Here is a 23,676-nt window from a genome sequence, read left to right as displayed (position 1 = left end):
TGCGGGGCGTTTTTTTGACAGGCTGTCAAATCATCAGGTTAGAATCGCTGGCATATCCCGTGCATGGGCACGCGGCAGCTATCTCTAACGGAGACTTCATTTGGACGTCGGCAACATCAACCACCTGTTCTTTATCGGTGCCTTGTTGGTGGCGGCGAGCATCCTGATGAGTTCCCTTTCGGCGCGTCTCGGCGTGCCGATCCTGGTGATTTTCCTCGGCGTCGGCATGCTTGCCGGGGTCGATGGCGTAGGCGGTATCGTCTTCGAGGACTATCAGCTGGCCTTCGTCATCAGCAACCTGGCGCTGGCGGTGATTCTCCTCGACGGTGGCATGCGTACCCGTACCGCAACCTTCCGCGTGGCCCTGAAACCGGCGTTCTCGCTGGCGACCCTGGGCGTGGCGATCACCTCCGGCCTGACCGGCCTGGCCGCCGCCTGGTTATTCGAGCTGCCCTTGCTGCAGGGCCTGCTGATCGGCGCGATCGTCGGCTCCACCGACGCCGCCGTGGTGTTCAACCTGCTCAACGGCAAGGGGCTGAACGAGCGGGTCGGCTCGACGCTGGAGATCGAGTCGGGCAGCAACGACCCCATGGCCATGTTCCTGACCGTGGCGCTGATCGACATGCTGCTGGCCGGCCAGACCGGCTTCAGCTGGGACTTCCTGCTCAAGCTGGTCCAGCAGTTCGGCATCGGTACGCTGCTCGGCCTGGCCGGTGGCTGGTTGCTGCTGCAACTGATCAACCGTCTTTCGGTAGCCGACGGGCTCTATCCGCTACTGGCGGTGGCCGGCGGCCTGATGATCTTCGCCCTGTCCAGCGCGGTCGGCGGCAGCGGCATCCTGGCGATCTACGTCTGCGGCCTGCTGCTGGGCAACCGGCCGATCCGCAACCGGCATGGCATCCTGCACATGTTCGACGGCCTGGCCTGGCTCAGCCAGATCGGCATGTTCCTCGTGCTCGGCCTGCTGCTCACGCCCAGCGATCTGTTGCCGATCGCCGTGCCGGCATTGGCGCTGTCGCTGTGGATGATCCTTTGCGCCCGCCCGCTCGCGGTGTTCGTCAGCCTGCTGCCGTTTCGCAGCTTCCATCTGCGCGAGCGGCTGTTCATATCCTGGATCGGCCTGCGCGGCGCCGTGCCGGTGATCCTGGCGGTGTTTCCGCTGATGGCCGGACTGGAAAATGCCCAGCTGTTCTTCAACGTGGCGTTCTTCATCGTCCTGGTGTCCCTGCTGCTGCAGGGCTCGACGCTGGCGTGGGCGGCGAAAAAGGCCAAGGTCGAGGTTCCGCCCTCGCCACTGCCGATCTCGCGTACCGGCCTGCAGGTCCATACCACCAGCCAGTGGGAGCTGTTCATCTACCGCTTGAGCGCCTCCAAATGGTGCGTCGGCGCCGCCCTGCGCGAACTGAAGATGCCGCCGGGCACCCGCATCGCTGCGCTGTTTCGTGGTACCGAGCTGCTGCACCCGTCCGGCAGCACGCGGCTGCAGGTCGGCGACATCCTCTGCGTGATCGGCCATGAAGAAGACCTGCCGGCGCTCGGCAAGCTGTTCAGCCAGGCGCCCAAGCGCGGCCAGGACCTGCGCTTCTTCGGCGACTTCATCCTCGAAGCCGACGCCCAGCTCAGCGCCATCGCCGCGCTCTACGGCCTCAAGCTCGGCGAGGTGGATGGCGAGCAGACCATCGGCTCCTTCATGGCCGAGGAGGTCGGTGGTCGCCCGGTGGTGGGTGATCAGGTCGAATGGAACGGCCTGACCTGGACCGTGGCGGCCATGGAAGCTGGCGAAGTGCGCAAGGTCGGCCTGAAGTTTCCCGAAGGTGACAAGCCCGGCCCGCAACTGATGTTCTGATGCCAGTACAGCCGCCGGCTGACGCGGCCTCACCGCTCATCTGCCGGTCGACTGTCGGGTACTCGCGCTGGGCCGGCACAGTCCGTAGACTTCCGCTCTTTCCGGTCATCCGCTACGTCACTGCCCTCATGTCACTTCTGCGCACGCTGTTGCTCTCGACGCTCTGCCTGATCGTCGCCCCTTTGCATGCCCAATCGCTGGACAGCCTCACTGGCACGCCGTCCAGTGCCGAAGGCGAAGCGAAGCCCGCCCAACAATCGCTGGGCGAACAAACCCTACGCATGGTCGAGCAGACCGAAACCAGCAAGGCCCGCCTCGACGAGCTGAAGACGCAGCTGGCGCAGGCGCCGAAGGAAATCGCCGAAGCCCAGCGCGAACTGGCAAGGCTCAAGGCCAGCCCTGAACAGGACCCCGCCGAGCGCCATGCCCAGTTGTCGGTCGAGGCGCTGGAACAGCGTCTCGGCGCGCGGGTCGAGGAACTGGCGGAATGGCAGAAGCAGTACAGCGCCGCCAACAGCATGATCATTTCGGCGCAGACCCGCCCCGAACGCGCCCAGGCGCAGATCGGTACGGCGCAGACGCGTATCCAGGAGATCAACAACCTGCTCAAGAGCGGCCGCGAATCGGGCAAGCCACTGAGCGAAGAGCGCCGCGCACTGCTCGATGCCGAGATCGCCTCGCTCGAGGCGCAGATTGAATTGCGCCGCCAGGAGCTGGCAGGCAACAGCCTGCTGCAGGACCTGGGCAAGGCCCGCCGCGACCTGCTGGCCGAGCGCATCGCCCGTGCCGAGCAGGACACCCAGGCCCTGCAAGGGCTGATCAACGAGAAGCGCCGTGCCGAATCGGAGCAGACCGTCGCCGAGTTCTCGGCACGGGTGCAGCAGGCGGGCTCGGACAAACTGCTCGCAGCCGAAAGCGCCGAAAACCTCAAGCTGTCCGATTACCTGTTGCGTGCCACCGAACGCCTCAACCGCCTCAACCAGCAGAACCTGCAGACCCGCCAGCAGCTCGACACCCTCAACCAGACCGATCAGGCACTGGAGGAGCAGATCGCCGTGCTCGAAGGCAGCCTGCTGCTGTCGCGCATCCTCTATCAGCAGAAGCAGGCGCTGCCGAGCCTGCAGCTGGACAAGAATCTTGCCGACGAAATCGCCGATATCCGCCTCTATCAGTTCGAGCTGAACCAGCGTCGTGAAGCCTCAGGCAATGCCGCCGCCTATGTCGACCAACTGCTCGCCCAGCAGAACGAAGAGGAGGTCACACCTGAACTGCGGCGTACCCTGTTGGAACTGGCGACCACCCGTAGCGAGCTGCTCGACCGTCTCAACCGCGAGCTGGATGCACTGCTCAACGCATCCATCACCCTGCAGCTGAACCAGAAGCAGCTGCAGGACACCGCCAGCGCGCTGCGCAATACCCTCGACGAGCAGATGTTCTGGATTCCCAGCAACAAGCCGCTGGACTTCGACTGGCTGCAGGGCGCCGCCCAGCGCTTGAAGAATCAGCTCGCGGCGATGCCTTGGCTGTCCGCGCTGCAGGAACTGGGGGCAGGGCTCAAGGAGCGCCCGTTGTTCTTCCTGCCGCTGCTGCTGTTGATCGCCGCCCTGCTCTGGTGGCGCCGGAAGATCGAGGCCAAGCTCAGCTCGCTGAGCGAAGAAATCGGTCACTTCCGCAACGATAGCCAGCTGCACACCCCACTGGCGCTGCTGCTCAACCTGCTGCTGGCATTGCCCGGCGCCTTGTTCCTGACACTATGCGGCTACCTGCTGCAGATGGACGCGCGCGGACAGAATTACGTTCTTGGCGCCGCCCTTTATGAAATGGCTCAGGCCTGGTTGGTGTTCTACAGCGCCTATCGCATGCTCTCACCGGGGCGTGTGGCGGAGCTGCACTTCGGCTGGTCGAGGCCGCAGGTCGCCTTCCTGCGCGATGAGATCCGCCGCCTCGGCCTGATCGTCATGGCCCTGGTCGCTGTGGTCAGCGTCGCCGAACACCAGCCGGCGCGGCTGGCCGACGACGTCCTCGGCATCCTCGTGGTGCTGACCTGCTTTGCCCTGATGAGCTGGCGCCTCAACCGCCTGCTGCTCAAGGGCCCGTCGAGCCAGAACGCCCCGCCGCTGCGCCTGATGATCGGCCTGCTGTTCAGCGTGCTGCCGATCGCGCTGATCGTCGCGGTCGGTTTCGGCTACTACTACACCGCGCTGAAGCTGACCGACCGTCTGATCGACACCCTCTACCTGCTGATGATCTGGATCGTCGTCGAAGCCGCTCTGATCCGCGGGCTGACGGTGGCGGCGCGGCGCCTGGCCTACAAGCGTGCCCTGGCCAAGCGTCAGGCGCAAGGCGACGACGGCAGCAACACGATTGAAACCCAGGGAGAACCGGGGCTGGACATCGAACAGGTCAACCAGCAGTCGCTGCGCCTGACCCGCCTGACCATGTTCGGCGTGTTCCTCGTGGCGCTGTACTGGGTCTGGTCCGACCTGATCTCGGTGGTGTCCTACCTGGACAACATCACCCTGTACGAATACACCACCGGCAGCGGCGATGCCCTGACCACCGCGGCGATCAGCCTGAACAACCTGCTCGGCGCACTGCTGATCGTCGCCATCACGGTGGCCCTGGCGCGCAACCTGCCCGGCCTGCTGGAAGTCATGGTGCTGTCCAAGCTGCGTCTGGCGCAGGGCAGCGCCTACGCCACCACCACGCTGCTGTCCTATGCGCTGGCCGGCTTCGGCATCGTCACCACGCTGTCCACCCTCGGCGTCAGCTGGGACAAGCTGCAGTGGCTGGTAGCCGCGCTATCGGTGGGCCTGGGTTTCGGCTTGCAGGAGATCTTCGCCAACTTCATCTCCGGCCTGATCATCCTCTTCGAACGCCCGGTACGAATCGGCGACGTGGTGACCATCGGCAACCTGTCGGGCACGGTCAGCCGGATTCGCATCCGTGCCACCACCATCACCGACTTCGACCGCAAAGAAATCATCGTCCCGAACAAGACCTTCATCACCGGTCAGCTGATCAACTGGTCACTGAGCGACACCGTGACCCGCGTGACGGTCAAGGTCGGCGTGGCCTATGGCTCGGATCTGGAGAAGGTCAAGGAGCTGCTCTACAAGGCCGCCCAGGATAATCCGCGGGTGCTCAAGGATCCGGAGCCGCAGGTATTCTTCCTCAACTTCGGCGAGAGCACGCTGGACCATGAGCTGCGCATCCACGTGCGCGACCTCGGCGACCGCAACCCGGCGACCGACGAGATCAACCGTTTCATTGACCGCGAGTTCACCAAGGCCGGCATCAACATCGCCTTCCGCCAGGTCGACGTGTTCCTGAAAAACTTCGCCGGTCAGCAGCTGCAGCTCAGTGCCACACCGAAGCCTGCCGGCGATGAGCAGAAGCCGGCGACCGACGATCGCGGCTGAGGAACGTCCGGGCATCGCGTACCCTCCAACGTCCAGAACGCCCGGCTGCGGCCGGGCACTCCTCGCCCGCCTGCCGCCGCCGGAGACATCTTGAAAAGCCTGACCCAGCTGACCTTCGACAACCGCTTCGCCCGCCTCGGCGATACCTTCTCCACTGAGGTCTCGCCGCAGCCACTGAACGATCCGCGCCTGGTGGTCGTCAGCGAGGCGGCCATGGCGCTGCTGGATCTGGACCCGGCCGAGGCCGAGCAGCCGCTGTTCGCCGAACTGTTCTCCGGGCACAAGATCTGGTCGACCGCCGAACCGCGGGCGATGGTTTACTCCGGTCATCAGTTCGGCAGCTACAACCCACAGCTGGGCGATGGCCGCGGGCTGCTGCTCGGCGAGGTGGTCAACGAGGCCGGTGAGCACTGGGACCTGCACCTCAAGGGTGCCGGCAAGACGCCCTACTCGCGCATGGGCGATGGCCGCGCGGTGCTGCGCTCGTCGATCCGCGAGTTTCTCGCCAGTGAGCACCTGCATGCGCTGGGCATCCCCAGCAGCCGGGCGCTGTGCGTGACCTCCTCGAGCACGCCGGTCTACCGCGAGCGCCCCGAACGCGGCGCCATGCTGCTGCGCCTGGCGCAGAGCCATGTGCGCTTCGGCCACTTCGAATTCTTCTACTACACGCGCCAGCACGACGCCCTGCGCGAGCTGCTCGATCACGTGCTCGGCGCGCACTTCGCCGAGTGCCTGGAACATCCCGAGCCGTATCGGGCGTTCTTCCGCGAGGTGCTCGAACGCACCGCGACGCTGATCGCCTACTGGCAGGCCTACGGCTTCTGCCATGGAGTGATGAACACCGACAACATGTCGATCCTCGGCATCACCTTCGATTTCGGCCCCTACGCCTTTCTCGACGACTTCGACGCGCGCTTCATCTGCAACCACTCCGACGACACCGGCCGCTACTCCTTCGAGAACCAGGTGCCCATCGCCCACTGGAACCTGGCGGCGCTGGCCCAGGCACTGACGCCTTTCGTCGAGGTCAAGGTGCTGCGCGAAACCATGGAGCTGTTCCTGCCGCTGTACGAAGCGGAATGGTTGGACCTGATGCGCCGGCGTCTGGGTTTCGCCCAGGCCGAAGCGGATGACGAGGCGCTTGTACGCCGCGTGCTGCAACTGATGCAGGCCAGTGCCGTCGATTACACGACCTTCTTCCGTGAACTCAGCGAGAGCCCGGCCGAACAGGCGGTCCGCCGCCTGCGCGAGGACTTCGTCGATCTGCAGGGCTTCGATGCCTGGGCCGCGGACTACTGCGCGCGCACCGCACGCGAGGGCAGCGAGCCGGCCGAGCGACAGGCGCGCATGCAGGCGGTCAACCCGAAGTACATCCTGCGCAACTACCTGGCGCAGCAGGCAATCGAGGCGGCGGAAAAAGGTGATTACGCCCCCGTGCGCGAATTGCACGCCGTGCTCAGCCGCCCCTTCGAGGAACAGCCGGGCATGCAGCGCTACGCCGAGCGGCCGCCGGAATGGGGCAAGCACCTGAAGATCAGCTGCTCGTCCTGAGGCGGAAAATCAATATCGCGCCGGGGCCGGCGCTGATGGATAAGGCACCTTCTCCGCTGGGGCGGAGATACGCTCTTGCGGCCCTACAGCCCAGCGAGCGTACCGGCAGCTACTCGCCCAGCGGCAGCAGCACGCGGAACAGCGAGCCCTGGCCTTCCTCGCTCTGCACCTGAATGCGGCCGTTGTGCGCACGGACGATTTGGTCGGCGATGAACAGACCCAGTCCCAGACCGGCGCTGCTTTCGCTGCCTTCGGCACGTTCGAACTGGCAGAAGATGCGCTCCAGACTCTGCGGGCTGATGCCGATGCCGTGGTCGCGCACCTCGATGCAGGCACCGTCTGCACACGACACGACACTGACGTGCACCGGCTTGCCAGCCCCGTAGCGCATGGCATTGGTCAGCAGGTTGGCCAGCACCTGTTCGATACGGAAGGCGTCCCACACGCCGATGATCGGCTCGTTTCGCTCCAGCCGCAGCTCGCAGCCGCAGGCTTCCATCTGCGCCGCGAAACTTTCCACGACGTTACCGACCAACTGCGCGAGGTCGGTGCGGCTCGGGCGGATCGATAACTTGCCGGTACGGATGCGCGAGACATCGAGCATGTCGTCGATCAGGCGGATCAGGCTCTGAATCTGCCGCTCGTCCTTGTCCACCATGTTGCGCAGGCGCTCTTCGCTGAAGGCCTCGAGATTGTTGCGACCGAGCTGCAGCTTGCGCAGCTGCACCTCGAGAATCAGGGTGTTGAGCGGTGTCTTCAGCTCGTGGGAGACGATCGACATGAAGTCATCGCGCATGCGCACCGCCCCCTCCAGCTCGGCCTGGGTGCTGCGCAGTTCGTCGAGCAGCACTTCCTGCTCGCGGCGGCTCCGCTCCAGCGCCTCCAGCTGCCGTGCCAGGCGCTTGCGCCCACGGTACAGATCGACGAACACGCTGACCTTGCTGCGCACCGCATGGGCATCCAGCGGCTTGTGCATGAAATCCACCGCGCCACTCTCGTAACCCTTGAAGGCATAGTTGAGCTCGCGACCGGCGGCACTGACGAAGACGATGGGGATCTGCTTGGTGCGCTCGGTGCCGCGCATCAGCTCGGCCAGCTGGAAGCCGTCCATGCCCGGCATCTGCACATCGAGAATGGCCAGTGCGAACTCGTGACGCAGCAGCAGCTCCAGTGCCTGCTCGGCCGATTCGGCCTGATGAACCCGTATACCGGGCGCCTGCAACAGCGCGTCCAGAGCCAGCAGGTTCTCCGGCAGGTCATCGACGATCAGTAAATTTACCTCGTCGGTACGGTCGGGCATGGTCACTCCAGTTCTCGCAACAATCGGTGAATGTCGCGTAGGGGCAAGATGTAATCCGGCGCGAAGCGCCGCAGGGCGGCGCGAGGCATGGTTGGTACGGCCGCTTCGACGGGGTCCTGAATCACGGTCAACCCGCCGCCGCGGTGGATCGCCTCGAGGCCGGCGGCGCCATCCTCGTTGGCGCCGGTCAGCAGGAAACCCGCAACCTGCGGCCCCCAGACATCGGCCGCCGATTCGAACAGCACGTCGATCGACGGACGGGAAAAATGCACCGCATCGTCCTGGCTCAGGGACAGGCTTCGGTCGCTCTCGACCAGCAGGTGGTAGCCGGGTGCGGCAAAGTACAGCATTCCGCAGCGTAACTGGTCCTTGTCGTCGGCTTCCTTGACCAGCAGCCGGGTTCTGCGTCCGAATATCTCGGCCAGATGCGTCGGGCCATTGGCCGGCACGTGCTGGACCACCAGGATCGGCAAGCGAAAACCGCTCGGCAGGCCTTCGAGCACTATCCCCAGTGCTTCGAGTCCACCTGCCGAGGCTCCGATCACCACGGCCTCTATCGGCGGCTGGCGGCGGATCTGCAGAATCGCCTGCGCGGAGCTGCTCATGACTTGCGGAAGATCCTTTCCGATTTGTTGAACGGCTCGTAGCAACCGGCGTAGCCGGAGAACTCGACCGTTTCCTTGCTCCCCAGACCAAGAAATCCGCGGTGGCAGAGCGATTCGTGGAACAGACCGAAGGCGCGGTCCTGCAGCGGCTTGTTGAAATAGATCAGCACGTTGCGGCAGGAGATCAAATGCGTTTCGGAAAATACGCTATCGGTGGCCAGGCTATGGTCGGCAAACGTAACCGTTTCTTTCAGCGATTTGTCCATGATCGCCGAGTCGTACGCCGCGGTGTAGTAGTCGGAAAAACTGCGCGTGCCGCCGGCCTGCTGGTAGTTCGCCGTGTACTGGCGCAGGTGGTCGATGGCGAAGATGCCCTGGCGCGCCTGCTCCAGCGAACGCGGGTTGATGTCGGTAGCGTAGATGATCGAGCGCTCGAGCAGCCCCTCTTCCTTGAGCAGGATGGCCATCGAGTAGACCTCTTCGCCGGTGCTGCAGCCGGCGATCCAAATCTTCAGCGACGGATAGGTGCGCAGCACCGGCACCACCTGTTCCCGCAGCGCGCGGAAATAGCCGGGATCGCGGAACATCTCGCTGACCGGGATGGTGAGGTACTGCAGCAGGTCCATGAAGGCCTGCGGGTCATAGAGGATCTTGCGCTGCAAGGCCGAGATGCTCTCGCACTGCAACTGCTTCAACGCCAGCAATACCCGGCGCTTGAGCGAAGCGCCGGAGTAGTCACGGAAGTCATAGCTGTACTTGAGGTAGATCGCCTCGATCAGCAGCTTGAGTTCGATCTCGACGTTACGGTCGCCCATTTCACAGCAGCTCCACTTTCGGCAGCCAGACGCGGATCAGCGAGAACAGCCGGTCGAGGTCGATGGGTTTGGCCAGGTAATCATTGGCGCCCGAACGCAGGCAGCGGTCCTGATCATCCTTCATCGCCTTGGCGGTCACCGCGATGATCGGCAGCTTGGCGAAGCGGGCATCCTTGCGGATTTCCTGCATGGCGGTGAAGCCATCCATCTCCGGCATCATGATGTCCATCAGCACCAGGTCGATGCCGGCATCGTGCTGCAGCTTGTCGATGGCCTCCAGGCCGTTGCGGGCGATCTCCACCAGCGCGCCCTTCTGCTCCAGCGCGCTGGTCAGGGCGAAGACGTTGCGCACGTCGTCGTCCACCACCAGGATCTTGCGGCCCTCGAAGGCCTTCTCGCGGCTGCGCGCGCTTTTCAGCATCTTCTGCCGCTCCGGCGGCATGTCCGACTCGACCTTGTGCAGGAACAGCGTCACTTCATCGAGCAGGCGCTCCGGCGAGCGCGCGCCCTTGATGATGATCGAGCGCGAGTACTTGAGCAGCGCCGCCTCCTCGTCGCGGGTCAGGTTGCGCCCGGTGTAGACGATCACCGGCGGGAAGGAGCAGATGTCCTCCTTGGCCATGCGCTCGAGCAGTTCGCTGCCGTCCATGTCCGGCAGCTTGAGGTCGATGATCATGCAGTCGAACACCGTGTCGCGCAGCAGTTCGAGCGCCTGGGCACCGAACTCGACGGCGGTGATCTCGATGTCGACGTCCTCGATCAGCCGCGACATGCTCTCGCGTTGCAGCGCGTCGTCCTCGACCAGCAGGATGCGCTTGACCTTCTGCGCCAGCTTGGCCTCCAGCCGGCTGAAGACGTCCTTGAGTTCTTCGCGGGTGGTCGGCTTCATCGCGTAGCCCACCGCGCCCATCTGCAGGGCCGCTTCCTTGCGATCCTCCACCGATACCACGTGCACCGGGATATGCCGGGTCGCGGGGTTCTCCTTAAGCCGTTCGAGCACCGTCAGGCCGGAGTGATCCGGCAGGCGCATGTCGAGCAGGATCGCGTCCGGCTTGTACTGCACCGCGGTATCGAAGCCATCGTCGGCGTTCTGCGCCAGCAGGCAGCTGTACTGCAGCTCATGCGCGAGATCGTGGAGGATGCGCGCGAACTGCGGCTCGTCCTCGATCACCAGCACGCAGCGCTCCTTGAACGGGAACCTGTCGCGGTCATCGGCCAGGCGCGCCTGCGGCGCGACGGCGGCACGATTGAGCAGCTCACGCTCGTCGTGACGGATCGGCGCTTTGCTCGGCACAAGCGCCGGTTTGCTGCTCGGCTCCGGCTGGCGACTTGGCTCCTGCATCACCGGCGCGGCGACGAGCGCTTCGCTGTAGTTCTGCGGCACGACCAGGGTAAAAGTGCTGCCGGCGCCCGGCTGGCTCTGCACTTCGATTTCTCCCCCGAGCAGATTGGCCAGCTCGCGGGAGATCGACAGGCCCAGACCGGTGCCACCGTAACGGCGGTTGGTGGTGCCGTCGGCCTGGCGGAATGCCTCGAAGATCGCCGCCTGCTGCTCCTGGGCGATGCCGATGCCGGTGTCGCGCACGGCGAAGGCCAGCAGGTCGTCGTCGCGCGGTTCGACACGCAGCGTCACCGAGCCTTTCTCGGTGAACTTGAAGGCATTGGCCAGCAGGTTCTTGATGATCTGCTCCAGGCGCTGGCGATCGCTGAACAGGCTGGCCGGCAGGTCATCGGCAAGCTCCACGCTGAACTGCAGGGATTTCTCCATGGCCAGCGGCAGGAACAGATTCTTCATGCCGTCGACCAGGCGGGTGAGGATGGTCAACTCGGGATGCACCTCGAGCTTGCCGGCTTCCACCTTGGAGATGTCGAGAATGTCGTTGATCAGGGTGAGCAGATCGTTGCCAGCCGAATAGATGGAGCGGGCGAACTGCACCTGATCGTCGCTGAGGTTGCCCTCGGGGTTGTCGGCCAGCAGCTTGGCCAGGATCAGCGAGCTGTTCAGTGGCGTGCGCAGCTCGTGGGACATGTTGGCAAGGAATTCGGACTTGTAGCGGCTGGCGCGCTGCAATTCGTCAGCGCGCTGTTCGAGCATCAGCTGTACCTCGTTCAGGCGCTGATTCTTCTCGTCCATCTGGTCGCGCTGGCGGGCCAGCTCTTCGGTCTGCTCGGCCAACTGCTCGTTGGTCTGCTCCAGCTCGGCCTGCTGCTCTTCCATGTGCGCCTGGGACTCGCGCAGGGCGTTGGACTGCTCTTCCAGCTCCTCGTTGGCGGCGCGCAGTTCTTCCTGCTGCACCTGCAGCTCCTCGTTGAGCTGCTGGGTTTCGGCCAGCACCTTCTGCAGGCGCTGGCGATAGCGCGCTGCCTCGATGGCCGAACCGATGCTGGGGACGATGCGCCGCAGCAGCTCGCTGTCCTGCTCGCGCAGCGGCCGCAGGAAGCCCAGCTCGATCACACCGTTGAGCATGCCGCTGTCTTCCACCGGCACGATGAGTACCGAGCGCGGCACCATGTTGCCCAGCCCGGAGGTCACCTTGAGGTAATCTGCCGGCAGGTCTTCGAGCGCCATCACCCGCCGCTCCAGCGCGGCCTGGCCGACCAGGCCGTTGCCGATGTCCAGCGTGCGCGCACTCTGCAGATGATCGGGGTCGTAGGCATATTCGGCGACGCGCTGCAGCTTGCCGTCCTGCACCACGTAGAGCGCGCCGACCGCCGCATCGATGTAGCGCGAAAGAAAATTCAGCACACCCTGGCCGAGCGCCGGCAGGGCCAGCTCGCCGATGATGGAGTCGCTGAGCTGGGTCTGCCCGGTGCGGTACCAGGCCTGCTGCTCAAGCGCCTCGGCATGGGCCTGCTGGCGCTGCAGCGACTGCGAGTAGCTCTCCGACAGCGAGGTCAGGTCACGACGACCGAGGTATACCAGCAGGCCGCTGAAGATCAGGCTGAACAGCAGGAAGCCGCCGATCAGCGCGGTGGTGATCACTTCCGAAACGTCGGTGCGCTCGCTGCGCAGCTGACGCTCGCGGGCGATGAAATCGTTGAGCAGCCGGCGTTGGTCCTCTTTCAGCTCGAGTCCGCGCTTGCTCTGCACCTCTTCGATAATCGAAAGCCCCTGGCCGCGTTGGCCAATCAGATCCTCGGCAAAGACCAGCCATTGGCTATGCAGCATGACGAGGCGCTCGATGCGTTCGAGCTGCTCGGCGTCCTCGGCGGCGTACTTGCGCATCAGCTCCACCTGCTCTTCGAACAGCGGCAGCTCGCGCTCATAGGGCTCGAGGAAGCGCGCCTCCCCGGCAATCAGGTAGCCACGCATCGAGGACTCGATGTCGTTGAGCATCTTCTGCGCCTCGTGGGCGTAGGCCACGCCCTGAACCGAACGCTCGACCCATTGGCTCACGCTCAGCAGGTAATACACGATGGCGCTGAAGAAGAAGGCGCTGAGAAAGCCGAACCCCAGTGGCACGGCCACGTTGCGGTTGAGTATTCGCCTGAAATTGCTCTGATCGATGAAGGACTCGCTCATTGGTTTCCTTTCCGTATACCTGGCGCGGGCGGCTAAGCGCAGGCGTCACCCACGGGCGATCGCGCTCGGTTAGCGGCGTTTTCTTGAGTGTTTCGCGCGTGATTGGTTCCGTAGCGCAGGAAGCGCGACTCTACACGGCCAGGGGAAGGAGTTCAAAAGCAGCCCGGTCGAGCCGGGCCGCTGACGATCAACGGCGAGCGATGATCCAGACCGCGTGGATGATGCCGGGGATATAGCCGAGCAAGGTGAGCAGGATGTTGAGCCAGAACGCGCCGGCGAACCCTACCTGGAGGAACACGCCAAGCGGTGGCAGCAGTATCGCGATAATGATGCGGATGAGGTCCATCATGGTCTCCGTCAGGTAAGTGTGGCCATATGCGGCTTACCTGAATCGACCGGAACAGCGCAGAGGGGTTCCTTCCACGCTGCTGGCGGAGCGCCGCTGCCGAGGGGCAGCGGGCTGAAGTCCGAGGGCGACCGGATAAGCCGCCGAGGGCATCGGTTAGATGCACGGAGGGGGAAGACGCAGCCCGTCTTTCACGTGGGCATCGTTGCGTCATGCCGCTTCGCCTTTTGAGCCAAGGGGCGGCGCCAAGCGTATCGCTTAGCCTGCTAACAATCTCAGACGAAAGGCGTAGACGCCATTGGCCATTGGTCGATAGCCGCGCATTTCGCTCGAGCTCATCCGAACTCCCCCATGCCCGCACGGGTCGTCTAAGCAGACCGCGGGCCGCCGAGCGCGACCGCCAACTGCAACGATCAGAGGACTTCTCATGCCAGAACCAATCGCGGTGATCTGCGGCGCAACCGCTGGCGTCGGCCGCGCGACCGCCGAGGCCTTTGCCACGGCCGGCTACCGGGTCGCGCTGATCGCCCGGGGGGAACAGGGCCTGCGCGACACCCGCGATCAACTCGAAGCACTGGGCGCGACGGTGCTGGCGATCTCCGCCGATGTCGCCGATGCCAAGGCGCTGGATGCCGCGGCCAGCCGCATCGAGTCGGAGCTGGGGCCGATCGATGTCTGGGTCAACGCGGCGATGGCGACAGTGTTCGGCCCCTTCGCGTCCCTGACCGCCGAGGAAATCCGCCGCGTCACCGAGGTGACCTACCTCGGCAGCGTGCACGGCACGCTGGCTGCGCTGCGCCACATGCGCCCACGCAACAGCGGCACCATCGTCCAGGTCGGCTCGGCACTGGCCTACCGCGCCATCCCCTTGCAGTCGGCCTATTGCGGCGCCAAGTTCGCCATTCGCGGCTTTATCGATTCGCTGCGTTGTGAGCTGATCCACGACAACAGCGCCATTCGCCTGAGCATGGTTCAGCTGCCGGCGCACAACACGCCGCAGTTCGATTGGGCACGCAACAAGATCGGCTGGCGCGCGCAGCCGGTGCCGCCGATCCACACACCGGAAGTCGCGGCGCGGGCCATCCTTCGTGCGGCCCGTGACGCACCCCGGGAGCTGTGGGTCGGCACGGCCAGCCTGAAGGCGATCATCGGCACGCTGTTCATGCCCGGTTTGCTCGATCGCATGCTCGCGCGGCAGGCCTGGGACGGACAGCTGGTGCCCGAACGCGTGGCGGAAAAACGCCCGGACAACCTCTTCGAGCCAGTCGAAGGCCTGCACTCGACCGACGGCCGCTTCGGCGATCAGGCGCAGTCACATGCGCTGACCATCAGCGCGGCGAATGTAGGCAAGCTGGCCCTGGGCGCCGGCGCCCTGCTGGCATTGGGTGCGGGTTGGGCATTGGGCCGAGGCCGACGCTAGCGCTCAGGCGGCCGCGGCGAACGCTTGCGACGAATGTTGAGCCAGGACAGCACGGCCAGCGCCAGCATCGCACCGGTCATGTTGTAGTTGCCGATGGCGGCATAGCCGACGGCCGCCAGCGAGCAGGCGGCGAAGCCGATCCAGCGCACGGCGCCCATCATCTTCTCCACGGTCTTGCTGCGCGGTGCGGGCATCAGCGCAGCCCATCCTGCCGGCTTCTCGATACGGGCGCGGAGCGCTTGTCGGGGCAAGGAATCATTGGCATATCTCCTCTTTCTGCAGGCGACGGACAACCATCCCTCTGCACCTGTGAGGTGTTAACACCGAGCAGAGTTCAGCGATTGCGCCGCACCGCGACACACTCGCGCAGCAATCGGCGCGCGAGCAGCCGTCGTCTACGCTGAAATGACCGGCAGTATCCTGCACTGCCCGAGGAGAGCGCCATGCTCCGCTCCATGCGCCTGCTGCGCTGGTCGCTGGCCTTGCTGCTGTTGCTGGCTGGCCCCGCACTGGCTGCGGCGCCGGTCACGCTGCTGCGGGTCGACGGCGCAATCGGCCCGGCCAGCGCCGACTACCTGCTGCGCGGCCTCGAACATGCCCGTCACGAGGAGGCACAGCTGGTAGTGCTGGAATTGGACACCCCCGGCGGGCTGGACACGTCGATGCGCGCGATCATCAAGGCGATCCTCGCCAGCCCGATCCCAGTCGCCACCTACGTCACCCCCAGTGGCGCCCGGGCCGCCAGCGCCGGCACCTACATGCTCTACGCCAGCCATGTCGCGGCGATGGCGCCGGGCACCAACCTTGGCGCGGCGACGCCGGTGCAGATCGGTGGCATGCCCGGCGCACCGCCCGAGCAGCCGCAAGGCAAGCAGGACGAGCCATCCAAGCCCCCCGGCGACGCCATGAGCCGCAAACAGGTCAACGACGCCGCCGCCTATATCCGCGGCCTGGCCCAGTTGCGCGGACGCAATGCCGAGTGGGCCGAGCAGGCCGTGCGCGAGGCGGTCAGCCTGTCGGCGAGCGAAGCGCTGGAACAGAAGGTGATCGACTACCTGGCGCGCGATGTTGCCGACCTGCTGCGCCAGCTCGACGGCAAAACCCTCACCACCGTCGAGGGTGACGCCACGCTAAGCACCGCAGACGCCCCGCTCATCGAGCACGCACCCGACTGGCGGGTGCGCCTGCTGGCGGTGATCACCAACCCCAGCGTGGCGCTGATCCTGATGATGATCGGCATCTACGGGCTGATCCTCGAATTCTCCAACCCCGGCATCGGCGCCGGCGGCGTGCTCGGCGGCATCTGTCTGATCCTGGCGCTGTATTCGCTGCAGCTGCTGCCGGTGAACTACGCCGGCGTGGCGCTGATCCTGCTCGGCATCGCTTTCATGGTCGCCGAAGCGTTCCTGCCGAGCTTCGGGGTGCTCGGCATCGGCGGCGTGGCCGCGTTCGTCGCTGGCGCGGTGATCCTCATCGATACCGAGGTGCCGGGTTTCGGCATTCCGCTGAGCCTGATCGTGCCGCTGGGCATGGTCAGCGCACTGCTGGTGTTCGGCATCGTCGCCATGGCGCTGAAGGCGCGACGGCAGCGCCTGGTCGGCGGCGACAGCGAGCTGATCGGCAGCGTCGCGCAGATCACCTCGGTCTCGGTACAGGATTCCCACAGTGGCTGGCTGCACCTGCAGGGCGAGAACTGGCAGGTGCACAGCGCCTCACCGCTGCAGGCCGGCCAGCAGGTACGGGTGATCGCCCGACACGGCCTGCAACTGGAGGTCACCGCACAGCCATCCACCCATCAAGAGGAGCTGAACCATGGGCTATGAAATGAGTTTTCTGGTGTTGCTGGTGCTGCTGTTCGGCCTGCTGGCTTCGACCTTTCGCATCCTGCGCGAATACGAACGCGGCGTGGTGTTCATGCTCGGCCGCTTCTGGAAGGTCAAGGGACCAGGGTTGATCCTGGTGATTCCTGGCATCCAGCAGATGGTACGGGTCGATCTGCGCACGCTGGTGCTCGACGTGCCGACCCAGGACGTGATCTCCCGCGACAACGTCTCGGTGAAGGTCAACGCGGTGGTGTATTACCGCGTGCTGGACGCGCAGAAGGCGATCATCCAGGTCGAGGACTACCACTCGGCGACCAGCCAGCTGGCGCAAACCACCCTGCGTGCGGTGCTCGGCAAGCACGAACTGGACGACATGCTGGCCGAGCGCGAGCGGCTCAACAGCGACATCCAGCAGGTGCTCGATGCGCAGACCGATGCCTGGGGGATCAAGGTGGCCAACGTCGAGATCAAGCACGTCGACCTCGATGAATCAATGATCCGCGCCATCGCCCGGCAGGCCGAGGCGGAACGCGAGCGGCGGGCGAAGGTCATTCATGCGGAGGGCGAACTGCAGGCGTCGGAGAAACTCATGCAGGCCGCCGAGATGCTTGGCCGGCAATCGGGCGCCATGCAGCTGCGCTACATGCAGACACTGAGCAACATCGCCGGTGACAAGAGCTCTACCATCGTCTTCCCGCTGCCCATCGAGCTGCTGCAGGGGATCAAGAACCTCGACAGGAAACCCTGAGTGCACATATTCCCCACGTTTCACCGACCACTGCGGCTGCTGTTGATCGCCCTGCTTGCCTCGGCGCTGGGCGCCTGCACGGCATTTTCACCGCGCGACCCGCTCAACGTTCAGGTCGCCGGCATCCAGCCGCTGCAAGGCGAAGGGCTGGAGGTGCGCTTCATGGTCAAGCTGCGCCTGCAGAACCCCAACGATGGCGCCATCGACTACAACGGCGTCGCGCTGGACCTGGAGGTTAACGGTCGCCGGCTGGCCAGTGGCGTCAGCGACCAGCGCGGCACGGTGCCGCGTTTCGGCGAGAGCGTGCTCAGCGTGCCGGTGACCATTTCCGCCTTCTCGGCCGCGCGCCAGGCACTCGGACTGGCGGAACACATCGGTCTCGATGAAGTGCCCTATGTGTTGCGTGGCAAGCTTGCAGGTGGCCTGTTCGGCACCCAGCGCTTCGTCGAGAAGGGCACATTCGACTTGTCGCCGGTAACAGGCTCTCCCTACCAGCGCCCCCGAGTCATACGATCACTACCAAAACCATGAGGATTCCCTAGGCGCTGTACGAGCGGCGCCTCTGCTTCCTCGACGCGCTAAAAATCTCCTCCTTTCGCCTCGAATTCGGCTTATAGCCTGAAATAGCGGTGTGTGCATGCGGGACACCTTCGACTTTCAGCGACATTGACAACGACGTGCTCATCGTCATAATCCCTGCAGTCATATGACAACTGACGTCATTAGACTTGCCGATCAGGCATAGACCACCGCCCCCACGGTGGCCACACCGGGGCGGCCCATCAAGCAAGGGAGCACAACAATAATGACCCCACACACACCCTCGTCCGTCGCACTGTTCGCGGGTGGCTGCATGACCCTCGCATCGCTCGGCTTCACTGCCGGCGCCCAAGCCGAAGGCTTCGTCGAAGATGCGAACTTTTCGTTGAACCTGCGCAACTTCTACATCAACCGCAATTTCGTCGACTCCGACTACCCCCAGAGCAAGGGCGAAGAGTGGACGCAGAGCTTCATCCTCAATTTCCAATCCGGCTACACGCCCGGCCCGGTGGGCTTCGGCGTCGACGCGCTGGGCCTGCTGGCGGTCAAGCTCGATGGCGGTGGCGGTACCTATGGCACTGGCCTGCTGCCGGTGCATGGCGCACCCGGCGACCGGCATCCGCCGGATGACTTCGCGCGCCTGGCAGTCGCAGCGAAGGCCAAGTTCTCCGAAACCGAGGTGCGAGTCGGCGAATGGATGGTGGTACTGCCGATCCTGCGCTCGGACGACGGTCGCTCGCTGCCGCAGACCTTCCAGGGCGGCATGATCACCTCCAAGGAAATCAACGGCCTGTCGCTCTATGGCGGCCAGATGCGGCAGAACAGCCCGCGTGACGACGGCAGCATGGACGACATGTCCCTGCAAGGCTTCGGCGGCGTCACTTCAGATCGCTTCAACTTCGTCGGCGGTGAGTACGAACTGGGCGCGAAGACCAAGGTCGGCGCCTGGCATGCTCGCCTGGAAGACATCTACCAGCAGAACTACTTCCAGCTGCTGCACACCCAGCCGCTCGGCGAAGACGTGGCGCTGACCGCCAACCTCGGCTACTTCACCGGCAAGGAAGAAGGCAGTGCGCTGGCTGGCGATCTGGACAACAAGACCTACTCCGGCCTGTTCGGCCTGCAGGTCGGTGGCAACACCTTCTATGTCGGTCTGCAGAAGGTCAGCGGCGACAACGGCTGGATGCGCGTCAACGGCACCAGCGGCGGTACCCTCGCCAACGACTCGTTCAACTCCGCCTACGACAACGCCAACGAGCGTTCCTGGCAGCTGCGCCACGACTACAACTTCGCCGGCATGGGCGTTCCGGGCCTGACCATCATGAACCGCTACATCAGTGGCGATCAGATCGAGGCCGGTGGCGTGGACGATGGCAAGGAATGGGGCCGCGAGTCCGAGCTGGCCTACACGGTGCAGAGCGGGCTGTTCAAGAGCCTCAACATCAAGTGGCGCAACTCCAGCATACGTCGCGACTACAGCTCCACCGAGTTCGACGAGAACCGCCTGATCTTCAACTACCCGTTGTCTCTGCTGTAAGCGGTAGCGCTGTACGCAACCCTCCTCGCTCCGGTTGCGGTAACTCTTTGGCCCGTCAGTTGACGGGCCTTTTTTCGTCTGCCTTCAGCGACGCGTGACGCGCAGGCGGCAGCGGCGCTCCAGTCGCCCGCCCGGCTGCAGCTGCACCACGCCATGCTTGGCCGGGTCCGGCGCATTCAGCGCGTTGTTGCGATGGGACACCGGCTCCACGGCGAAGAAGCCCTGCACGGCCGGCGGCGTATAGACCACCAGATGCGTCATCGACGGGTCCGCCTCAAGCTCAAGCCGCACGCCTGCCGTCGGCCACTGCAAGGTTGCCGTGGTATCCCAACCGGCGAAGCAGTGATCCAGCTCGGGCTCGCCCAGCTCCCGCGTCTGACGGAAGTCCCAGCGAGGCGGTATGTCCACCGCCTCGCTCGGCAACTGCTGATCGTCACTCAGCCAGACCTGCTCGGCAGCGAAACGCAGCGTCACGCCTGCATGGCGCGGGAAGTACGGGTGCCAGCCGAGCCCGGCCGGCATCACCCGCTCGCTGCGGTTGATCAGCGCCAGCCGCAGCCAGGCGCCCTGCTCGTCGAGCCCGAGCTCATGCTCCAGCTCGAAGGAGAACGGCCAGTCCTGCCGGGCATCGCCTTCGGCCCGATGCAGCAGTGTCAGCAGCAGTCGGTCGGTCTCCTGCGCAGCCAGTGTCCACGGGCGCTTCCAGCCCACGCCGTGAATCGGCAAGGCATGCTCCGCGGAATTCAGCCGCAAGCGGTGCGACTCGCCGTCCGCCTGGAACATGCCGCCACCAACACGGTTGGAGTACGGCGCCAGCACGAAACAACTGGTACGACGCACCTGCTCGCTGCCATCCCAGGGGCGTAGCAGGTCGAAATCATCCAGGGCGAAACGGGTAATTGCGCCGCCCAGCGCCGGGCAGACCGAGAGCCGGAAACCGGCGTGGGCGAGGTGCACTTCATCGAGGGAAGCCATGCGCGCTCCTGATGATGGTCGCTCAGCGATGGAGCGACGTTGCTTGCGAATGAGGCTGCGATCTCTCGCGTAGACCAACTGCCGCCACCCAGCGGCGCAGTGCCGTAGTCAGACCGGCGTCAGCAGCCGTCCCTCGCGAAGAAAGCTGTCGAGGTTGTCCAGCAGCAGATCCTCCATGGCGCCGCGGGTTTCATGGGTGGCGCTGCCAATGTGCGGCAGCAGCACGACATTGGGCAGCTCGCAGAGAGCCGCCGGCACCCTCGGTTCGTCGGCGAAGACGTCCAGTCCGGCACCGCCGAGCCGGCCCTCCTGCAGTGCCGCGACCAGTGCCGGCTCGTCCACCACCGAACCGCGCGCGACGTTGATCAGGATGCCCTTGGCACCCAGCGCGTCGAGCACTGCGCGGTCGATGAGGTTCTGCGTCTGCGACCCGCCGGGACAGCTGAGCACGAGAAAGTCCGCCCAGCGCGCGAGTTCCAGCAGGTTCGCTTCGTACTCGTACGGGCTGCCGGTCACCGGCCGACGATTGTGATAACGCACGGTCATGTCGAAGCCCGCCGAGCGCTTGGCCACCGCCTCGCCGATGCGGCCCAGCCCGACGATGCCCAGGCGCTTGCCGCTGACGCGACGGCCGAGTGGGAGGTTAGCGTCGGCCCAGCGCCCCTCGCGGACGAAGCGGTCGCCCAGGGCGAGCTGTCGCGCGCTGTCGATGATCAGGCCGAAGGCCAGATCTGCCACGCACTCGTTGAGCACATCCGGCGTGTTGCTCACCGGAATGCCCCGCGCCCTGGCGGCTTGCACGGCGATGGCGTCATGGCCGACGCCAAAACTGCAGATCGCCTTCAACCGGGGCAGCCGTTCGATCAACGAGGCAGGGCAGCCGAAGCGCGCAGAGGTAAGCATGATCTCGATGCACCCGGCATGCTCGGCGAGCAGCGTTTCGGCGTCGCCCTGCCAGTAGGCCAGCACCTCATGCCCGCTCAGGCGTTGCTGGACTCGCTCGGACAAGGGGCCCATCTGGAGAATGCAGCTCATCGATATTCCTCTGCGCGTTGGCGGGCCGCGGCCCATGGGTTGTTTACAGCACGGTCTGCACCACCCCGCATGCCGCTAGCAGCGGTACCGCCGGCAGTACCCAGCGCGAACGCCAGGCCAGCAGCAGCACCAGCAGCAAGCCGGAGAGCATGACCAGGCACAGCCAGATGACCGTGCCAATCTCGCCGCCCTGGCTGTTGACGCCGAGCCACAGCGCGAAGCCAAAGCAGCCAACGGCCAGCGAACGGATGATGGCCGGGCCCGGCAGGCGCGTATCGGCGCGCAGCAGCGCACCACGGTGGAGGTTCATGGTCAGGCAGAGCAGCGTCATGCCCAGGTAGGCCAGCGCGAATGCCAATAGCAGCATGGTCAAGCCTCCTGCACACGGGTTGAGCGACCGCGCACCGCAGCGGCAGCCGGCGTTGCGTTCAGGCGCCAGGCGCAGGCCGCACAGACCAGTCCCGCGACGATCATGAACAGATCGACCGATGCCAGGGCCCAGTCGCCACGTCCGAGGCTGGCGATCAGGTGGCCATCGGTAGTCAGCCCGTTGATGATCGGCAGGCCGAGCGCAAGCAGCGCGCCGAGCAGCAGTTGTCCGCGCAGCAGAAGACGGCCTTGCCGACGCCGCAGCACTGCCCAGAGCGCAACCAGCAGCCAGGCAGCGGCGAACACCCAGCCTTCGGCCACGGCACGCTCGGTGTAACCGGCCGGGATCAGCCGGTTGCCCCACAGCAGCGCCAGGCTGGCCAGCGGCAGGCCGGCGAACACCGAGGCGTTCAGCGCGCGCACCCAGATCACGCTGCGGTCGCCGCGCTGTTCGCGCTTGGCCTGCCAAACCTGCAGCCCGCCGACCAGCATGGCGCACCCGGCCAGCCCCATCAGCAGATACAGCAGACGCACCAGGGTGCCGCCGAACTGCGCCATGTGCAGGCCGGCCAGCCAAAGATAAGCCTTGTAGCCAGTCGAAGCGTCCTGGCGGTTGAGCAGCTCGCCAGTGCCGGCGTCATAACTCAGGGTGTCCTGCGGCGAGCCAATCCGCGAACGATCCCGGCGACGGACATCCACCACTGCCGAGGCATCATCGGGATGATGCACGCTGACCCAGCCTGCCTCGCCTCCGCCCCACTGCCGCTGCGATTCGGCGATCAGCGCATCGAGGGACACCGGAGCCGGCGGCGGCTGGCCCACCTCTTCGCGCTCGAAGCTGCCCATCACCTCGCCAAAGTACTGCATGACGTTGCCGGAATAGCTCACCTGCGCGGCGGCCGGCATGTAGGACGCGACGAAGATCGCCACGCCGGTGTAGGCCAGCACCAGGTGGAACGGAAAACCGACCACGCCGAACAGATTGTGCGCATCGAGCCAGGCTCGCTGGCCATTGGCCTTGGGCCGCAGGGTGAAGAAGTCCTTGAAGATGCGCCGGTGAATGATCACCCCCGACACCAGCGCGACGAGCATGAACATGCCGGCCAGGCCGACGATATACATGCCGATGTCGCCGGCGTGCAGGTTGTAGTGCAGCTTGAAGAAGAACTCGCCACCCAGCGTTTCCGGCATCGGCTCGGCCTGCGCACTGCGCGGGTCGAAGGCGATGTTGTGGATCGTCTTGGTGGCGTCTACTTCCCAACCGAGTCGCCAGTAAGGCTCGCGCTCGGTCGGGCCGTGCATCCAGAAGGCATGCAACTCCTCGCTGACGTTCTGCTGCAACCAGCCACGCACATCGTCCGCACCGAGGCTGGATACCACGCCGTCATGCAGCGCCGGGCGCATCCAGCGGGTGAGTTCCTTGTCGAAGCAGGCGACGGTGCCGGCAAAGATGATCACGAACAGCAGCCAGCTCGGCAGCAGGCCACCCCAGGTGTGCAAACCGGCCATGCTTTGGCGCAGTTTCATGGACGAACCCTCCAGTCGCCGGAAAAGAACGCGGCCAGACACAGCCCCGCGGTCACACCGACGATCAACAGCCATACCCGCGTGGCACTGCGGGCGGCGAACACGTAGATCACCACCGCCGTCCACACGGCAAAGCTGGCGAGGCTGGAAAACACCACGCGATCAGGCCGTGCCAGCGGCAGGTAGACCGCCAGAAAGGCGGTCACCGCGTAGGCGACCGCATAGCCGCCGACCAGCGCCGCAAGCACGCGCGACGCGATGTTCCAGCGGTTGATGGATGCGTTGCGACTCACC

19 protein-coding genes are annotated in these 23,676 nt (G+C 65.1%); 8 read left to right on the top strand and 11 right to left on the bottom strand.

Annotated features, from left to right (window positions below; translation table 11 throughout):
• The first annotated feature begins 100 nt into the window (after positions 1 to 100).
• The 3 genes from CW305_RS21340 (at position 101) to selO (ending at position 6,819) form a co-directional block, all read left to right on the top strand.
• Positions 101 to 1,846: a potassium/proton antiporter gene (locus CW305_RS21340; protein WP_044313879.1), complete on the top strand. Its 1,746-nt coding sequence runs from the start codon at positions 101 to 103 to the stop codon at positions 1,844 to 1,846.
• A 128-nt stretch (positions 1,847 to 1,974) separates the two neighbouring features.
• Positions 1,975 to 5,268 (top strand): mechanosensitive channel MscK, encoded by a 3,294-nt coding sequence (gene mscK, locus CW305_RS21335; protein ID WP_044313902.1) that lies wholly within the window; start codon positions 1,975 to 1,977, stop codon positions 5,266 to 5,268.
• A 90-nt stretch (positions 5,269 to 5,358) separates the two neighbouring features.
• Positions 5,359 to 6,819: a protein adenylyltransferase SelO gene (selO, locus tag CW305_RS21330; RefSeq protein ID WP_104098898.1), complete on the top strand. Its 1,461-nt coding sequence runs from the start codon at positions 5,359 to 5,361 to the stop codon at positions 6,817 to 6,819.
• Between the two features lie 109 nt (positions 6,820 to 6,928).
• Here selO and CW305_RS21325 read toward each other — a convergent pair whose 3' ends face one another.
• From CW305_RS21325 to CW305_RS21305, 5 genes are all read right to left on the bottom strand, one after another.
• The gene (locus CW305_RS21325; RefSeq protein WP_104098897.1) at positions 6,929 to 8,119 is read right to left on the bottom strand and encodes a hybrid sensor histidine kinase/response regulator; all 1,191 of its coding nucleotides are present in this window, start codon (positions 8,117 to 8,119) and stop codon (positions 6,929 to 6,931) included.
• 2 nt (positions 8,120 to 8,121) lie between these two features.
• The gene (locus CW305_RS21320; protein WP_101275276.1) at positions 8,122 to 8,724 is read right to left on the bottom strand and encodes a chemotaxis protein CheB; all 603 of its coding nucleotides are present in this window, start codon (positions 8,722 to 8,724) and stop codon (positions 8,122 to 8,124) included.
• Complete coding sequence (locus CW305_RS21315) at positions 8,721 to 9,539, bottom strand: CheR family methyltransferase (RefSeq protein WP_023445224.1); 819 nt, start codon at positions 9,537 to 9,539, stop codon at positions 8,721 to 8,723. The genes CW305_RS21320 and CW305_RS21315 overlap by 4 nt, the downstream gene beginning before the upstream one ends.
• 1 nt (position 9,540) lies before the next feature.
• Entirely contained in the window at positions 9,541 to 13,062 is a 3,522-nt protein-coding gene (locus tag CW305_RS21310) for a response regulator (RefSeq protein WP_104098896.1), read from the bottom strand.
• A 187-nt stretch (positions 13,063 to 13,249) separates the two neighbouring features.
• Complete coding sequence (locus CW305_RS21305) at positions 13,250 to 13,408, bottom strand: YqaE/Pmp3 family membrane protein (RefSeq protein ID WP_003282625.1); 159 nt, start codon at positions 13,406 to 13,408, stop codon at positions 13,250 to 13,252.
• A 427-nt stretch (positions 13,409 to 13,835) separates the two neighbouring features.
• Here CW305_RS21305 and CW305_RS21300 point away from each other — a divergent pair, with 427 nt between their 5' ends.
• On the top strand, positions 13,836 to 14,828 hold the full coding sequence (locus CW305_RS21300) for an SDR family oxidoreductase (RefSeq protein WP_104098895.1): 993 nt from the start codon (positions 13,836 to 13,838) through the stop codon (positions 14,826 to 14,828).
• Here the strand turns inward: CW305_RS21300 and CW305_RS21295 are convergent.
• The gene (locus tag CW305_RS21295; protein WP_014818842.1) at positions 14,825 to 15,022 is read right to left on the bottom strand and encodes a hypothetical protein; all 198 of its coding nucleotides are present in this window, start codon (positions 15,020 to 15,022) and stop codon (positions 14,825 to 14,827) included. The two genes, CW305_RS21300 and CW305_RS21295, sit on opposite strands and share 4 nt — an antisense overlap.
• Positions 15,023 to 15,271: 249 nt before the next feature.
• Here CW305_RS21295 and CW305_RS21290 point away from each other — a divergent pair, with 249 nt between their 5' ends.
• From CW305_RS21290 to CW305_RS21275, 4 genes are all read left to right on the top strand, one after another.
• Entirely contained in the window at positions 15,272 to 16,651 is a 1,380-nt protein-coding gene (locus tag CW305_RS21290) for an NfeD family protein (protein ID WP_104098894.1), read from the top strand.
• Complete coding sequence (locus tag CW305_RS21285; RefSeq protein ID WP_023445229.1) at positions 16,641 to 17,399, top strand: slipin family protein; 759 nt, start codon at positions 16,641 to 16,643, stop codon at positions 17,397 to 17,399. The genes CW305_RS21290 and CW305_RS21285 overlap by 11 nt, the downstream gene beginning before the upstream one ends.
• A complete protein-coding gene (locus CW305_RS21280; RefSeq protein WP_104098893.1) occupies positions 17,400 to 17,930 on the top strand; it encodes an LEA/WHy family protein in 531 nt (176 codons plus the stop codon).
• 274 nt (positions 17,931 to 18,204) lie between these two features.
• Positions 18,205 to 19,476, top strand: a complete 1,272-nt coding sequence (locus CW305_RS21275; RefSeq protein ID WP_104098892.1) for an OprD family porin — start codon at positions 18,205 to 18,207, stop codon at positions 19,474 to 19,476.
• Positions 19,477 to 19,560: 84 nt separating this feature from the next.
• Here the strand turns inward: CW305_RS21275 and CW305_RS21270 are convergent, their stop codons facing one another.
• From CW305_RS21270 to CW305_RS21250, 5 genes are all read right to left on the bottom strand, one after another.
• On the bottom strand, positions 19,561 to 20,451 hold the full coding sequence (locus tag CW305_RS21270; RefSeq protein ID WP_104098891.1) for an aldose 1-epimerase: 891 nt from the start codon (positions 20,449 to 20,451) through the stop codon (positions 19,561 to 19,563).
• A gap of 108 nt (positions 20,452 to 20,559) precedes the next feature.
• Positions 20,560 to 21,486: a 2-hydroxyacid dehydrogenase gene (locus CW305_RS21265; RefSeq protein WP_041015825.1), complete on the bottom strand. Its 927-nt coding sequence runs from the start codon at positions 21,484 to 21,486 to the stop codon at positions 20,560 to 20,562.
• 43 nt (positions 21,487 to 21,529) lie between these two features.
• Positions 21,530 to 21,853 carry a DUF3325 family protein gene (locus CW305_RS21260; protein WP_104098890.1) on the bottom strand — a complete coding sequence of 108 codons (324 nt, stop codon included), beginning with the start codon at positions 21,851 to 21,853 and terminating at the stop codon, positions 21,530 to 21,532.
• A 2-nt stretch (positions 21,854 to 21,855) separates the two neighbouring features.
• Positions 21,856 to 23,382: a PepSY-associated TM helix domain-containing protein gene (locus CW305_RS21255; RefSeq protein WP_104098889.1), complete on the bottom strand. Its 1,527-nt coding sequence runs from the start codon at positions 23,380 to 23,382 to the stop codon at positions 21,856 to 21,858.
• Positions 23,379 to 23,675: a DUF3649 domain-containing protein gene (locus CW305_RS21250; protein WP_104098888.1), complete on the bottom strand. Its 297-nt coding sequence runs from the start codon at positions 23,673 to 23,675 to the stop codon at positions 23,379 to 23,381. The genes CW305_RS21255 and CW305_RS21250 overlap by 4 nt, the downstream gene beginning before the upstream one ends.
• Position 23,676: the final 1 nt, after the last annotated feature.

Origin of the sequence: Stutzerimonas kunmingensis (assembly GCF_002929225.1) — a bacterium.
In the GTDB taxonomy this organism is placed as follows: domain Bacteria; phylum Pseudomonadota; class Gammaproteobacteria; order Pseudomonadales; family Pseudomonadaceae; genus Stutzerimonas.
The sequence above is the reverse complement of the archived record's forward strand: the minus strand, read 5'-3'. Positions and strand labels throughout refer to the sequence as shown.